This window comes from Acinetobacter sp. 3657 (assembly GCF_031456775.1).
Lineage (GTDB): Bacteria > Pseudomonadota > Gammaproteobacteria > Pseudomonadales > Moraxellaceae > Acinetobacter.
This window is the reverse complement of sequence record NZ_JAVDVH010000008.1, coordinates 13,385-27,457: the sequence shown is the minus strand read 5'-3', so window position 1 is coordinate 27,457 and position 14,073 is coordinate 13,385. Positions and strand designations below refer to the sequence as shown.

Sequence of the window (14,073 nt, the reverse complement as noted above, 5' to 3'; positions counted from 1 at the left end):
CATGTTATCCACCTGCTTATCAACACGGTTATCCACCTAGTTATAAACAAAGTTATCCACACCCTGTGTTAAAAAAAACACTAAACTTCTTTCGCACCAACTTTAGCCAACTCTGCACGCATTTGATCAATCACGGCTTTATAGTCTGGTTGACCAAAAATCGCTGAACCTGCCACAAACATATCCGCACCTGCTTCTGCGATTTCTCGGATGTTGGCTGGACCTACACCACCATCGACTTCTAAACGAATATCACGACCACTGGCATCAATAATTTTACGGGCTTGACGTAGCTTTTCCAGAGTCATTGGAATGAACTTTTGTCCACCAAAACCCGGATTTACACTCATCAATAAAATTTGATCAACTTTATCTAACACATAATCCAAATGATGCAACGGCGTTGCAGGATTAAAGACCAGTCCAGCTTTTGCACCACCTGCTTTAATCAGTTGTAAAGAACGATCAATATGATCAGTTGCTTCTGGATGGAAAGTAATAATGTCTGCGCCTGCATCTAAGAAATCACCAATCATACGATCGACAGGTGACACCATCAAATGCACATCAATCGGTGCTTTGATACCGTATTTTTTTAATGCCTTACATACACCTGCACCAAAAGTCAGATTCGGTACATAGTGGTTATCCATCACATCAAAATGTACAACGTCTGCACCCGCAGCTAAAACCTTTTCTACATCTTCACCTAAACGTGCAAAATCAGCAGATAAAATCGAAGGAGCAATTAAATACGGCTTGGACATGGATGACCTGGCAAAAACTAAGAAAATGATGGCTGAAGTATAACAAATTTACCGCAACTCCGTCTGTTACCAAGTCATCAATACAGCATTGCAAAGTTGCAACAGCACGTTGCAGGAATGCTATTTTCAAATAAAATCAAATTTGCTAAGTTGAAAATCAAGCCACAACAAGACTTAGAGAAATGAATAGCACCACACAAATTACAACCATCGAAGGAAAACGCATTAGCAAACGTTTAGTAAATCACTGGAAACATAAGTTTGAAGTGGCTGAAACGGAAACGCATTCAAAAATCTTTATGCCGACTGCAACCGTAACATTAACACCTCAACAACAACATTTAGACGTCCTTATTGAAAACCAACAAGAAGATGTCGAACGTTTAGAACAAGTGGTGATTGATCATTTAAATCGCATGGCACAGCAAGAATTTACTGCTGAATGGCAACGTAGTTAAAAAGAAGCTCCATTTGAGCTTCTTTTAGGTTAATCGCCTACTTTTTCGAGTTGAATGGCATGAAACTGTAAGTGATCATCCATAAAACTTTGGATAAAGTAATATCCGTGATCATAGCCATGGTGCAAACGCAAGGTAATCGGTTGACTTGCATCCAAACACGCTTGCTTGAATGCTTCGGGATTGAGTTGGCTATAAAACTGATCATCTATACCTTGATCAATTAATATTTCCTCAAACAACTTCCCTTTGTGCTGAACCAAAGCGGTTGCATCATGTGCCAACCAAGCTTGTCGATCATCACCTAAATATTGGCTAAATGCCTTTTCACCCCAAGGACAAATACTTGGCGCACAAATTGGGGCGAATGCAGAAACCGATTTAAATTGTTCAGGATATTTAAATGCCAAGGTCAATGCACCGTGACCACCCATTGAATGCCCGAAAATTCCGACTTGATTTTCAATAATTGGAAACGCATGCAACACTTGTGCATACAGCTCATCAACCAGATAAGACTCCATTTGATAGTGCGCTGCCCAAGGCTGTTGCGTCGCATTCAGATAAAATCCTGCGCCCTGCCCGATATCCCAATGATCACCTTGTGCAACATCTTCGCCTCGAGGCGAAGTATCCGGCGTAATTAAAATCAGACTGAGTCGAGCAGCCATACGTTGTGCATGGGCTTTGATCGCAAAAGTGTCTTCCGTACACGTCAAACCTGCAAGATAAAATAAAGCTGAACATGCTTTGCCCTCTAAAGCCGCAGGCGGTAGATAAACCCCGACTTTAGTTAAGCTTTTGAGATGTTGAGACTCAATTTGATAAACGCGTTGCTCACCCTCAAAACAACGATTTTTTTGTAGTAGCTGCATGTTCATTATCCTGTGTTTTTGTAATATCAGTTGTTGCCATATTCTGCGTTGGGAATAAATACGGCTCCAATTGCGGTAGCATGAGTTCCATATTTCGACCAATCGACCACTGTGGCTCAGAAGGCTCAACCCCTTGTGCAACTTCCCATTTGGTTACCGTTTGCTTTGCTTGATCAAAAGCCGCTTTCATCGAATGTTGTTCGCGCATGGCTAAATCAAAAAAAGCACGACCAAAATAAGTATAGTCCGCTTCACTATTACAACCAAACGAGGTCTTATCTGCCGCGGAAGCAGTAATAATTAAGGTATCTGGCGATTGTAATGCTGGAACAAAACTGCCTGAATAACATGCTGAAATAACGATCACACGCCAGCGAATCCCTGATTTATCAAGTGTCTCACGTAACCATTTCGGATCAATTTGCCCCAAATCTAAAGGCGCATTTTCAAGCTCAAAATGATTACGCTCACCATGTGAGGTCATGTAAAGAAATAAAACGTCACTATCACGATTCATTTGCTGACCAATACGGCGCAAAGTCAATTCAATGCTGGTTTTAGATGCAATCGGGATATCTAAACGTGTTGCAGGATTATTGACCAGCATAATAGAGCGACCAAAAGTGCCAAAACGGGTATCAAATTGTTCTTTTATTCGCTCAATTTCAGACTTAAATACATCCGCATAACTGTCTCCAGCCACACCAAAAAAATACCAATGGCTATTGGCAATATCGCTGTATTGAATTTGATCTAACGCATTATTTAATAAATGGCTTTGGGCATAGAAGGCGTCTTCTGCAAAAGTGGCTGGTCTTTCTTCAACTTTCCAAATCGGTTGATCTTTTACCGATAACTGCCAAACCACCAAAGTTGCAATGGTCGCCACGAAGACCAAAGCACGTTCCCACCATGGCCAATTCAACGCACGAGAAAAAACCCAAATCACAGCCAAACTTTGCCAAACAAAAAGTCCTGCAAATAATGGCGGCAACAAACCGTTATAAATACTATCGGGAATAAAATTGAGATAACCATTGGAACCAAGATATTGGACCAAACACTGTAAAAGCAGGATATTGGTATCAAGCACTAACCACAGTAATGCAGGAACGAGCATCAAGCGTGGTTGGTTCATCCGTTGTGATAAAAAAATACCAACAATTAGGGCAATAAAAGGCCAAAGTGCATAACCAATCAAACCTTGAGAGTTAAAGTCTCCAACCTGCCCCGCCACCAACCAACTATAAAGTGAGTTGGTACAAGCGCCCAAAATCCCCCACAGAATCAGCTGCGTGATCGAAGGGTGAACCACTTGTAAAGATCGACGCGACCCTAGAAACAACCACATTCCAGCAATTTGGTTACTTTTAAAATCATGCCAGATATTTATCGATGGTTTGAGGTCTATCATAAAATTCTTCGGGATTAAACTCAAAATATGCCAATCTTTTACAGAATGAATTTCATTTTTTAAAAAGATGCGGTGCGAAATGCTAGTGTATGCTGGAGCAGATTTTTTTAGCAATTATGCTTTGGCACTATATCACAAATCTTTACTGAGCATTGACCGAAGCCACACAATCATTTGAATCTATTTTAAAATTAATCTTTTGAAAAATAAGCATCAAAACGACAAGCATCACCTAACCACTGATGATCAGCAACTTGCTCAGCGAGAAAAACAGCATGCCGTGGACGCTTCACAATCACGCGTTTTGCCACCTGCTTAGCCAAAGCAAGCAGTTGATCGCCTAAATCCATTTCACCATGCTCAGGTAACAATAAGTGCAATAATTGCATTTGTTTCTTCACTTGGGCTTGCTTTTTGATTGCTTGATGATTTTGATCACGTTGAGGAAACATGGGATCTAAATACACCACATCAACGGACTGATCTTGTTGTTTAAGCTGTTCTAAATAAACCGCTGAATCAGCAAAAACTAATTGTATGCGCGACATCGTTAGCTGTAAAAATGGATCTTGCTGTGCTTGAACTTTCGCATCTTCTAATAAACAAAATAGAATCGGATTCCGTTCGACCAAATGAACCTGTGCGCCTAAATGCGCCATCAATAAACTGTCATGCCCCAAACCCGCGGTTGCATCAACCAAATTCGGTTTCTCAGCCAATTGACATGCGCGAGCGAGCATTTCCGACTTAAGACTAGCACGCTTTAAGCGTGGAATTTCTGCCTGCCAATCAGGTCGCATTTTCATACCGTTGGCACATAACCACAAACCTGATGCATCAACGCATAAAGCAAGTTCAGGGTTCAAACGCAAAAAACGAGCATTTAATTGCTCGATCAGACAAAGCTCGACCACCACCCCACGTAAAGAAAGCACAGTTTGATAGTGCTGTGCTTTCTCGACTTCTGAGCTTTCAAAAAATAAGCGAAACTCGCCTACCATAATTTCCAACCAGTAAAGAAAAGTAATAAAATGAGTAGACCCGATGCAATTCGATACCACGCAAAAACCATAAAATCACGCTTAGCTACATAAGCAACCAATGCGCGAATCAAGAGCAAAGCCGAGATAAACGAAACGATCAGACCAACCGCAAGTACGATCCAATCATCGAAACCATCAAGTACATGATAACTCTGATACAAGTCTAATAGGCCTGCACCAATAATCACAGGGATACCGAGGAAAAATGAAAATTCGGTTGCCGCTTTACGCGATACGCCTAAATACATTGCACCGATAATGGTTGCGCCTGAACGCGATGTCCCGGGAATCAAAGCCAACACCTGAATTAAACCAATCCAGATGGCTTGCTTAAAGGTAATATTTTCAACTTCTGCGGCATTGATTCGAGGTGGATTTTTCTCCACCCAAATAATGATTAAGCCACCAATAATCAAACCTAAAGCAACCACAAGATCATTAAAGAGCACTTCTTTAATCACTTGTCCAAAGGTTAAACCGACCAAGACAATTGGGATCGAAGCAAAAATGAGACTAAAGCCCAAACGGCGCCCTTTTTCTTCGCCAGTGACCATACCAGTTGCAGCATTCCACAAGCGTGACCAATACTCATAGATCACGGCAGCAATCGCGCCGATCTGAATCAAGACGACAAAAACAGCACTTTTTTCAGGTGTCCAAAAGTCCATTAATTCCGATGCCAAAATCAAGTGACCTGTACTTGAAATCGGTAAGAACTCGGTAATACCTTCAACAATACCCATGATCGCTGCTTTAAGCAGCAGTAACAAATCCATAGCTAACCCGCTTTACCTTGTTCTGGAATCTTTTTCCACGCATCATCACGCAAATAAACAGGCAATGCATATGCTGCATCCACCCATTTTTGTTCTGCTGCATAAACCATCGCAATACTGGCAATATCTTGTGCTGTTGCCACAATTGCTTGTGATTGTGTTTTTTCTGACTGAATCAACGCGGCCCCTGAACCCACCGCGATATATTTGCAATAGGTTGAGGCGTGCTCATAACGCAATAATTTTTCATCATCAACTGCCTGCATGACACCCTGCTCATCCAAGCTAAAATTCGCGATATACACTTCTTGCATTCGTGCATCTAACACAGCGGTTACTTGAGTTAAGCCATGCAAACGATATGCGGCTTGTGCCAACGCTTGTAAACTGGAAACAGGAATGACGGGCAGATCATGTGACCAAGCCAATGCTTGCGCAACCGCAGCATTAATCCGTACACCACTAAATGAACCCGGTCCCCGACTAAAGGCAATTGCAGTCAAATCTTTAAGTTGATTTTGTGTTTGTAATAAAGCTTGTTCAATTAAAGGTAAAATCGTTTGTGTTTGTGCTTTTGCACGCCCATCTAATTGAAAATAGAGCTCTTGAGTCGTATCAATTAATGATACGGAACACTGCTCATTGGCAGTTTCCAATGCAAGCAACTTCATGCAAAAACCTTAGGCGAAGTATGATGAAAAACGAGCGATATCATACCCCACTCCATTCTGATATTCGAGTTGTTCTCTATTTTGATACAAAAAAGCCAAACTTCTGTTTGGCACATTTTACTTTGATTAAGACACGCTTAAAAATGAAATTCTTCTAATGCTAAAAAATGCTTGTAGTGTTCCGCATAATGCAAAGCACTCCAACGCAAGCGCTCAACATCCTGTTCATCAATCATCTTTACCACTTTGCCGGGTGAACCCATCACTACTGAATTATCAGGAATCACTTTACCCTCAGGGATCAATGCATTCGCACCAATAATACAATTTTTACCAATCACCGCCCGATTCAGAATCACAGCATTCATTCCAATCAAAGAGTTATCGCCAATGCTACAACCATGTAACATGGCTTTATGACCCACAGTGACATATTCACCGATATTCAGCTCGATCCCAGCATCCGTATGCACCACTGCATTTTCCTGAATATTGGAAAAATTACCAATACGAATAACACAATTATCTGCGCGGACTACAGCACCAAACCAGATACTCACTTGGCGACCAAACTCCACTTGACCAATAACCGTCGCAGTTGGAGCAACCCAACCATCCCAAGGTTCATGCAATGCTTTCGGACTCAATCCTTGATACGTATACATCATGAGAAAATACTTCTTTAAAAAATTAAAACTTAGACAGACCAAAATTAGGTGGATTGACAAGAAAAGGCCAGTTTTTTTTATGCCCTAAACCATATTGGAACAAAGAAACCAACATTCTCGCTGTTAAGCCCCAAACCACCTCGCTCTCAACCTGCATACTTGGAAAATATAATGACTGACGCGCTAAACGAACTTCATACGGCAAAGGTGGGGCATCGATCAGCGCTTGAAGCTCAGCAAAAAAGATGCGATCAATTTCAGAAGGCTGTGCAATTAAGTCGACTTGCGCAGGGATCAATCCCACAATTGGCTTAACCAACAGACCACTACGCGCACGTTGGATCGGCAAATCACCTATCAGCTTCACATCAAATGGATTTAATGCAGTTTCTTCTTGGGCCTCACGTAAAGCAACCACAATATTACTGGTATCACTCGGATCACGCTTCCCACCCGGAAATGAAACCTCACCAGCATGTTGGGATAAATGGATCGAACGGCGTGTCAACAACACTTTAGGTTGAGCCTCTTGCGTAATCGCAATTAAAACAGCCGCATCCGCCTGTTGGATTCGTTTGGAAAAACGCAACCGTTGTTGTAAAAGTTGTATTAACGATGGTTCTTCCATATGACTCATCTCTTTTTCGCATTTTCTTTATTATGCATCATAGCTGAAATTTGAACAGTAAATATAGAGATGATGCGCAGTCATAAAAATTCAGTTATGCTGAGCTATCTCTATCGCTGATGATAATTATGAGCTTTTGCGTTGCGTGTGGGCATCAAACCGAACAAAAAATTCCAGTAGGTGATCATAAATCACGACTTGTTTGTACCCATTGTGGTCACATTCACTATGAGAATCCTAAAGTGATTTGTGGTGCATTGGCCATTTGGGAAAATAAGGTTTTACTTTGTCGTCGTGCAATTGAACCACGCTACGGGCTATGGACATTACCCGCAGGCTATATGGAATTATTCGAGACCATGGAGCAAGGTGCGGCGAGAGAAACCCGTGAAGAAGCTGAAGCAGAGGTAGAGATTGAACAACTCTATTGCACCTACAATATCCCACGTATTGGTCAAATCTATGTGCTATTTAAAGCGATATTAAAACAAGGTGTGTTTGGTGCGGGTGAAGAAAGTTTAGAATGCCGATTGTTTGAAGAACATGAGATCCCTTGGAACGAACTTGCCTTTCCAAGTGTGGAACAAACCTTAAGACACTATTTTGCTGACCGTAAAAGCGGTGTCTTTCCACCTCATTTAGAAACATTAGGCACACGCTTAGACCATACCGGTTAAAATAAAAAAGACCGCTAATCGCGGTCTTTTAGATCACTAAAGTCTAAGACTTGGTTTTAATGGCTTTACATGCGAAGGTTGCTTGATCTGCGATGTCGATACTTACACTGCCAGATCTACGTTTTGCTAACTCGCGCTCTTCGGCTGTAGGTGCTACGTATTTATCTTTATCTTTCTCTAAACTATCATACAATCCAACATAAGCTGCCTGACGACCTGCATATAGATTCGTCCAACCGGCAGAATTGTTTGCAAAGTTAGTTAAAGTTATTCCGTTTGCTTGACCTGCTAATAAATTGTGGATGTTGATCTTAGCACCAGATATTTCACCTAAGTTTGTACCAAACATTACACCATTAATCGTCTCAAATTTTGGATGTGACAAAAGCACACGTACTGTGACTGACTTATCATTGCTTGAGAATAGCGTAGCACCAGTTGTACCTATACGATATTGAGTTTCACCAAATTCATCTGTATAGGTACCGTCAGGATTTATAGACTCCACTGTGGCACATATTCCTGACATATCTGTTGCTGTTGCACCCTTTCGAATATCTGTACGAATATCCCCATGTTCGTCGATGACAATACCCAACTTTACTGGTGGTAATTGTGCAACATCATCAAACCTCTTAAATGTAAATGTTAATGTCGCGTAGAGCGGGAAGATATATCGCTGTCCTACTGAAACATTTTTTTCTGTCTTAAAAATATCTTTTGAAAGAAAACTTGCAGGATTAACTTTAGTAATATCAACGCCACCTTTAAAAGTCTGACTTGCAATTGTTTGCTGCCATTGTCCTAAATGTGAAGCTTCGACTTTATCACTATCTTTTAAGTTCTCTACTCTTCGATAATACCCTTCAGTTCCCGCAATAGTACTTCCACCCATCAACTTCCCTTGCCTAATAATTAAATCATCAGAAGGATTATTATTCGCACGGAAAATTAAAGGTTTATCGCTGGCGATAGACTGTGTAAAAGGATTCAACCAATCTTTTTGCGTATTAAACTGTATCTTTTGAGGTTTAACTAAGCTAGTTAAATAAAATGGTGGAAGTACAGTGCTATCCGTAACCGTTGCTGGTCCTCGCCATTGCAGACCATAACCAAATATATAACCCTGCCTATCCGTCAACAATAGAAACTCACCCATCGAATGTAATAAATTACTTACACTCGCATCTACGCATTTTGCATAATCAAAATTACAACCAAAAAATCCATCTGGGGATCTTTTTGTTGGCGTGCTACCAACGCTACCAGTATTGAAAACTGGTAATTCAGCTGACCATACGGCTGTATTAGAAAAGTTTAATAACTGTTCCACTATTTTAAATGCCTGCTCATCTGATATAGAACTAACATCGATCCAGGGCTTAATAATTGAAGCATATAGACCACTACTCAATTCAGTGACACCAATCGATTGACTAATCTCAGCCAGTTGATTCTTCTTTTCCTGCGTTATTTCAGTTGGTTGAATATCGCCAAAGACATTATCACCTTTCTCCGCACCTAAACTTTGAAAAATTTTAACCAACGCCATTGCTACACGCACAGTTTCATCATCACGATTTAAAGATGCTGGTGTTTTACCAGTCAATGCCATAGCAAAATCTATAACCCTGATACGTGGTAATGTAGGTAATTTCACCTTAGCCACATTATTTAGATTAATGGCTCCCAAACTAATCTTAGGTGACTCTTCACCTTGTATATAAAAAGTCGCTGTATCACCGATTTTACAAGCACCTGTCACGGCATTACTATCAAATTTAGTCGCAAAATGATGGACAATGTCCGTACTACAATCAAAATTCAAACCCGCTATAGGATAATCCATAGCAAACTGTAAGCAATTGGTTGCTGTCACAGCACAACTGGTATTTGAAGTTACGCCTGTTGTACCTTTAGTTGGGTCTTCATTAATTTTAGAGCTTTCGCCCCCACACCCATTCAAAAGAATGGCTAATGCAGAAAGTGCAAATGGCAATACTATTCTTTTATTCATACATCATTCATCCTAAATTTTAATTACTGTATAGCAGAAATTTTGATCTGTCCTTGATTCGAAAGTTCGTGTTCTGATACATCCACTGCTGAAGCCAACGGCGTCATCATGATATAGTGAGCATCTGAAGGGACTTTGATGACCCCATGAATAGACGCATGCTGTAAAAAATTCGCATTTGTCACGCCGCTCTTAAACCCGCTTGCACCTTCTTTGATACAGCCTTTTTCATCGAGAAAAACCACCAAAGGCCAATAATAAACAGGCTTTTCAGTACTCATAGCATAAGAATCAATCTGCATATACTCAATGGAGGCATCCATTTTAACTAAGTCATATTCAAACTTTTCTTTTAAAGGCTTACGTGGCCATACACCCACCTCCTTTTGAGGTGCTAATGTCTTAATAGATTTAGAATAATCTGTTAAAAAGCAACGGTCATCTTCAAATGCGAGCGATAAATCCTGTTCAGACAACCGTATATAACTGTCAGCCAAAACAATGGGGGCATCAGCTTGTATTGAACGATTTAGGAGCTTGTCAAGAACTGATCGACTCACCCCTTTTTTACGTTCCACCGTTTCTAAACGACCACTGCCGTCTGGCATCATATAAAAACGCTTTTTCCCATCCAAATTGAATTCTTGGTCTTCAAGGTATTCATTATTCACATATTCAATGCCATCAATTTTAGCGAAAGCGCTTGGCGTTGTTGTTTGCTGAATAGGAGCTAAAGATGAGGGGGTGGAGGTCTCTTTGACAATAGATGGTTGCTGCTCTTTAGCAACCTGCATTTGCGTTTTTTCTATTTTCTTCGGTTGGATAACCGCTTTCTCCTCTACCGGAGCATTTGTCTTGGTCACCACGCGGTTTGCTATTTCTTTATCTGCCGAGGACTTGAGAACACGATTTTCGATTGCTGTATCTTTCGTTGAGCTTACACGAGAAGAGTGAACCTCTACAGAGTTTAAGGGTTGTTGTTGCGGCATTAAGTCTTTGTTCGTATTTAACTTTGGCTCAGACGATTGTAATCGAACTGGCTTTGACTTATCTAATGGTTCAGCTTTCTTTTGAGGGGTGACATGCTCAACTTGTTTTTTTGGCGATACATCCCGTTGTACATTTTTTTTAGGCACAATCATTGGGCGACCATCTGGCCCAATAATTGTATAAAAACCATCTGCATAGCCAGTCGACCCATTTGCCAATACAGCACCTAGCATGAGCATCGCAAATTTAGATCCATGTTTCATTGTCTTTTGCATCACCATCTTGTTCTATAATTAATACCAAGTAATGTAACCTTCGTATTTGTTTTAATATCTAGACCTGCATATGGGTTGAGTAAAATATTATCAACCCCAGTTTTGTTGGCTAGGCTACTGGTATTTGCTGGAATATCATCACGACTGCGTAAAAAACCAATTGATAAATCTAAATCTGTATCTTGGTCAAATCGATAGCCTAAACCCAAGCCAAACAACTGTGCATTGTTAATCGGTACCATGGTATTGCGTTTATCATCAGGAATTGAACTGGTTCGCGGCTCATATCCCATCCGTAGCTTTAAACGATCTGTCGCTGAATATTCAAAACCAATCCCCCAACGCCATGAGGACTGAAACTTTAATGGCAAGGCCAGTGAGCGATCTGTAACATCTGAAGACAATAGTTTTGCAACTTTTAATAATGAAATTTGACGATCAAACTCAAATTCGAATTTATCCCAAGCAGAGAAATCTGTCCAACCGATGTCAAAATTCATCTGTAAATCTGGGAATATTTTGTATTTAATCCCAGCTTTGAAGTGTTGCGGATATTTAAAATTCATCGCAACTAAACCAGATTCAATATCAGGTACAAATCCAGGCAAACCCAATATCGCTGCCAAAACTTGTCCAGTTGCTGAAGAGTTTAGACCTGCAACAAGTTGTTGTGGTGCGGTCGCATTATTGATGAGATACTTACCGCGCAGTCGCATTTTTGCTTCACTTTGATAAACCATACCAAAGCTAAAATCATCTGTTGGTTCCCATAAAATCCCTAGGTTATAACTGGGACTCAACGATTGCTCCATTGAAACTTCAAGAGCACCCATTTTGTTAAATGGATTCATCCCTTCTTTTGAGTTACACATCCCAAAAAGTAATAAATCCGTAATAATGTCGCCATTACCCTTAAATGGCGCGCAAACGACTTCATCAACCATTCGCAACACCCCAATCATTTCATTGGGGAAACGTAAGTCGGTTTTCAATGCAATCGCTTGATAAGACATTCCGAATGAAGCACCAATCGCCAAATGATCATTGACTTGATAGCCAAATGATGGCGACAAGTAAGTTATACGCTCTAATGCGACTTGTTGTCCCATATAATTACTAGGATTACCATCTTCAGCACCAAAGCCCGCGACTAAGGGTGCATAAATTGCTGTTGCATAGGTTACTTTTGAGCCAGGTGGCTTATATGAAATACCAGCAGTGGGAGCTGCTATCGGCATATTAGGCCCTAGATCGACAATTTTCTTCAAACCTGGAACGTAAATACTTGCATACTCGACATCGCCAGAGACCGTCCCCTTAAAATCTGTACATATTCGAGCATCTATCTCTGGCCCATCATTACAAACGAGCGGATCATCAGAATAGCCAAAGACATTGTAGCCAGCAGGTGCAGTGTAATCCCGTTTAATTGAGAAATTGGCTAAAATCCCTTGTACATCAGTTTGTAAACCTTCCAATTTCGCGAGGCCAGCAGGGTTGAAATGCACTGCGCTAATGCCAGGTGGATCCGCGGTTACCGCATTTCCCAATGCCAGTGATCTTAAATCTACGGATAAATCTTGCCCTAGTTGAGCATGCGTAATATTGGAAAGTCCTGCAATCAGAATACTAATCGTCAAAGGACATAATTTAGGATATTTCACCTTTACGTCTCCTTAACGTAGTTTCTTGCCGAAACCTATAATATCAAGTGGGAAAGATAAGCCTAATGATACATCTGGTGCATCCTCAGTTAAGCCTATTCCGACCGTTCCATTAACAATTGTTTCTGGTGACACACGCACACCTAAAGCAAACGATAACATCGAGCTACTTTGATCTGCTGACTTAAAGCTCTCATCATTTTTGAAATAAAACTTTGCGCCAGTGTTGAAACTTTGTTGATATGACATCGTCAGCGAAACATCATAGTTAAATGAGTAAGCAAAACCGAATGAAAATCCACCACTTAAACCAGGATCGAAACTATCTAAAATTCGATTACCACGGACTTGGTTTAATCCAGACTCTTTGAAACCATAGCTTGCTGAAACTGATGTGAATAAAACTACAGGATCAATATATTTACGTGTACTCGCACCACCACCAACTGAGTAATACCCCTTACCCGTAGATAGTTCATCTGTCGCAATTTCATAAGGACTATCACCAGTCTTGGTCGATAAACTACCAAATACAATCAAAGGCAGACGCCCTTGTTTGAGTGGGAATGGCTCCCAACGTGCACTGAAAGAGACATCACCTAAGCCTGCCGCAGTTTTATCATCCAATAACTGTTTTTTAGCAATAAAAGGCAATGAAGCAGATAGGGTGACATTATCCAAAAAACCATATTGCAAGGTAAAGGTATTGGTTAAAGTGTGATTAGCATCTTCTTCTACACGCAACCTTTCCAAAGTACTATTACTGTCACTCAATGCTAAATCAAGACGACTATCACGATAATAGGTATAATCAATGTCATAATATGAAGAAATCACACCCTTCTTAATCAATGAGTATTGTCGCTCACTAGACGTAAAGACCTCTTGCAGGTTCGTTTCTTGCGAAGCGTCCCCTTCTTGTTTCTGTAAAGCGGTTGCAGCCTGATTTGCGCTATTTTCGGTTACTGAAGGACTCTCTGATTCATCAGCTGATATTTGCTCAGCTTCTTGAACCTGCTGCTCAGCCTGTTCTACTGGTATTTGCTCTTCCGCATAAAGACTTGTTGTGATCGCACTTAAGCTTAAGGCCAACACACTCAGATTCATCCATTGATTATTCATTAAAACATCCTGCTTATGCATTTAATTT

14 protein-coding genes are annotated in these 14,073 nt (G+C 40.7%); 2 read left to right on the top strand and 12 right to left on the bottom strand.

The features are described from left to right. Positions 1 to 80: 80 nt before the first annotated feature. A complete protein-coding gene (gene rpe / locus J2Y37_RS10250; protein WP_349032745.1) occupies positions 81 to 767 on the bottom strand; it encodes a ribulose-phosphate 3-epimerase in 687 nt (228 codons plus the stop codon). Between the two features lie 182 nt (positions 768 to 949). Here rpe and J2Y37_RS10245 point away from each other — a divergent pair, with 182 nt between their 5' ends. Further along, positions 950 to 1,225, top strand: coding sequence for a DUF2218 domain-containing protein (locus tag J2Y37_RS10245; RefSeq protein ID WP_004669822.1), 276 nt, complete (start codon positions 950 to 952; stop codon positions 1,223 to 1,225). A gap of 29 nt (positions 1,226 to 1,254) precedes the next feature. Here the strand turns inward: J2Y37_RS10245 and fghA are convergent, their stop codons facing one another. The 7 genes from fghA to J2Y37_RS10210 form a co-directional block, all read right to left on the bottom strand. Next, complete coding sequence (gene fghA, locus J2Y37_RS10240) at positions 1,255 to 2,100, bottom strand: S-formylglutathione hydrolase (protein ID WP_349032744.1); 846 nt, start codon at positions 2,098 to 2,100, stop codon at positions 1,255 to 1,257. After that, positions 2,069 to 3,514 (bottom strand): C13 family peptidase, encoded by a 1,446-nt coding sequence (locus J2Y37_RS10235; protein WP_121930062.1) that lies wholly within the window; start codon positions 3,512 to 3,514, stop codon positions 2,069 to 2,071. Before J2Y37_RS10235 ends, fghA begins: the two co-directional genes overlap by 32 nt. A 191-nt stretch (positions 3,515 to 3,705) precedes the next feature. Further along, entirely contained in the window at positions 3,706 to 4,515 is an 810-nt protein-coding gene (locus tag J2Y37_RS10230; RefSeq protein ID WP_349032743.1) for a class I SAM-dependent methyltransferase, read from the bottom strand. Continuing rightward, complete coding sequence (locus J2Y37_RS10225) at positions 4,509 to 5,333, bottom strand: undecaprenyl-diphosphate phosphatase (RefSeq protein WP_005198361.1); 825 nt, start codon at positions 5,331 to 5,333, stop codon at positions 4,509 to 4,511. The genes J2Y37_RS10230 and J2Y37_RS10225 overlap by 7 nt, the downstream gene beginning before the upstream one ends. A 2-nt stretch (positions 5,334 to 5,335) precedes the next feature. Next, the gene (gene tsaB, locus J2Y37_RS10220; protein ID WP_349032742.1) at positions 5,336 to 6,004 is read right to left on the bottom strand and encodes a tRNA (adenosine(37)-N6)-threonylcarbamoyltransferase complex dimerization subunit type 1 TsaB; all 669 of its coding nucleotides are present in this window, start codon (positions 6,002 to 6,004) and stop codon (positions 5,336 to 5,338) included. A 137-nt stretch (positions 6,005 to 6,141) separates the two neighbouring features. After that, positions 6,142 to 6,672 (bottom strand): gamma carbonic anhydrase family protein, encoded by a 531-nt coding sequence (locus J2Y37_RS10215; RefSeq protein WP_005198363.1) that lies wholly within the window; start codon positions 6,670 to 6,672, stop codon positions 6,142 to 6,144. 22 nt (positions 6,673 to 6,694) lie between these two features. Next, on the bottom strand, positions 6,695 to 7,309 hold the full coding sequence (locus tag J2Y37_RS10210; protein ID WP_171063418.1) for a CoA pyrophosphatase: 615 nt from the start codon (positions 7,307 to 7,309) through the stop codon (positions 6,695 to 6,697). Between the two features lie 119 nt (positions 7,310 to 7,428). Between J2Y37_RS10210 and J2Y37_RS10205 the strand changes: the two genes are divergently transcribed. Further along, positions 7,429 to 7,977, top strand: coding sequence for an NUDIX hydrolase (locus tag J2Y37_RS10205; protein ID WP_349032741.1), 549 nt, complete (start codon positions 7,429 to 7,431; stop codon positions 7,975 to 7,977). A gap of 43 nt (positions 7,978 to 8,020) precedes the next feature. On the opposite strand, the gene J2Y37_RS10200 is transcribed toward J2Y37_RS10205, so the two are convergent. The 4 genes from J2Y37_RS10200 to J2Y37_RS10185 are packed head-to-tail and all read right to left on the bottom strand — an operon-like array spanning position 8,021 to position 14,045. Then, positions 8,021 to 9,994, bottom strand: coding sequence for a hypothetical protein (locus tag J2Y37_RS10200; protein ID WP_349032740.1), 1,974 nt, complete (start codon positions 9,992 to 9,994; stop codon positions 8,021 to 8,023). A gap of 23 nt (positions 9,995 to 10,017) precedes the next feature. Next, positions 10,018 to 11,259 carry a putative pilus assembly protein FilE gene (filE, locus tag J2Y37_RS10195; protein ID WP_349032739.1) on the bottom strand — a complete coding sequence of 414 codons (1,242 nt, stop codon included), beginning with the start codon at positions 11,257 to 11,259 and terminating at the stop codon, positions 10,018 to 10,020. Beyond that, positions 11,259 to 12,923 carry an outer membrane protein transport protein gene (locus tag J2Y37_RS10190; protein ID WP_349032738.1) on the bottom strand — a complete coding sequence of 555 codons (1,665 nt, stop codon included), beginning with the start codon at positions 12,921 to 12,923 and terminating at the stop codon, positions 11,259 to 11,261. Before J2Y37_RS10190 ends, filE begins: the two co-directional genes overlap by 1 nt. Before the next feature lie 12 nt (positions 12,924 to 12,935). Continuing rightward, complete coding sequence (locus tag J2Y37_RS10185; RefSeq protein ID WP_349032737.1) at positions 12,936 to 14,045, bottom strand: transporter; 1,110 nt, start codon at positions 14,043 to 14,045, stop codon at positions 12,936 to 12,938. Positions 14,046 to 14,073 lie beyond the last annotated feature (28 nt).

What these genes read in the sequence shown, in the direction of transcription:
- rpe (WP_349032745.1), bottom strand. Translation starts at nt 767, where the DNA reads ATGTCCAAGCCGTATTTAATTGCTCCTTCGATTTTATCTGCTGATTTT.
- J2Y37_RS10245 (WP_004669822.1), top strand. Translation starts at nt 950, where the DNA reads ATGAATAGCACCACACAAATTACAACCATCGAAGGAAAACGCATTAGC.
- fghA (WP_349032744.1), bottom strand. Translation starts at nt 2,100, where the DNA reads ATGCAGCTACTACAAAAAAATCGTTGTTTTGAGGGTGAGCAACGCGTT.
- J2Y37_RS10235 (WP_121930062.1), bottom strand. Translation starts at nt 3,514, where the DNA reads ATGATAGACCTCAAACCATCGATAAATATCTGGCATGATTTTAAAAGT.
- J2Y37_RS10230 (WP_349032743.1), bottom strand. Translation starts at nt 4,515, where the DNA reads ATGGTAGGCGAGTTTCGCTTATTTTTTGAAAGCTCAGAAGTCGAGAAA.
- J2Y37_RS10225 (WP_005198361.1), bottom strand. Translation starts at nt 5,333, where the DNA reads ATGGATTTGTTACTGCTGCTTAAAGCAGCGATCATGGGTATTGTTGAA.
- tsaB (WP_349032742.1), bottom strand. Translation starts at nt 6,004, where the DNA reads ATGAAGTTGCTTGCATTGGAAACTGCCAATGAGCAGTGTTCCGTATCA.
- J2Y37_RS10215 (WP_005198363.1), bottom strand. Translation starts at nt 6,672, where the DNA reads ATGATGTATACGTATCAAGGATTGAGTCCGAAAGCATTGCATGAACCT.
- J2Y37_RS10210 (WP_171063418.1), bottom strand. Translation starts at nt 7,309, where the DNA reads ATGAGTCATATGGAAGAACCATCGTTAATACAACTTTTACAACAACGG.
- J2Y37_RS10205 (WP_349032741.1), top strand. Translation starts at nt 7,429, where the DNA reads ATGAGCTTTTGCGTTGCGTGTGGGCATCAAACCGAACAAAAAATTCCA.
- J2Y37_RS10200 (WP_349032740.1), bottom strand. Translation starts at nt 9,994, where the DNA reads ATGAATAAAAGAATAGTATTGCCATTTGCACTTTCTGCATTAGCCATT.
- filE (WP_349032739.1), bottom strand. Translation starts at nt 11,259, where the DNA reads ATGCAAAAGACAATGAAACATGGATCTAAATTTGCGATGCTCATGCTA.
- J2Y37_RS10185 (WP_349032737.1), bottom strand. Translation starts at nt 14,045, where the DNA reads ATGAATAATCAATGGATGAATCTGAGTGTGTTGGCCTTAAGCTTAAGT.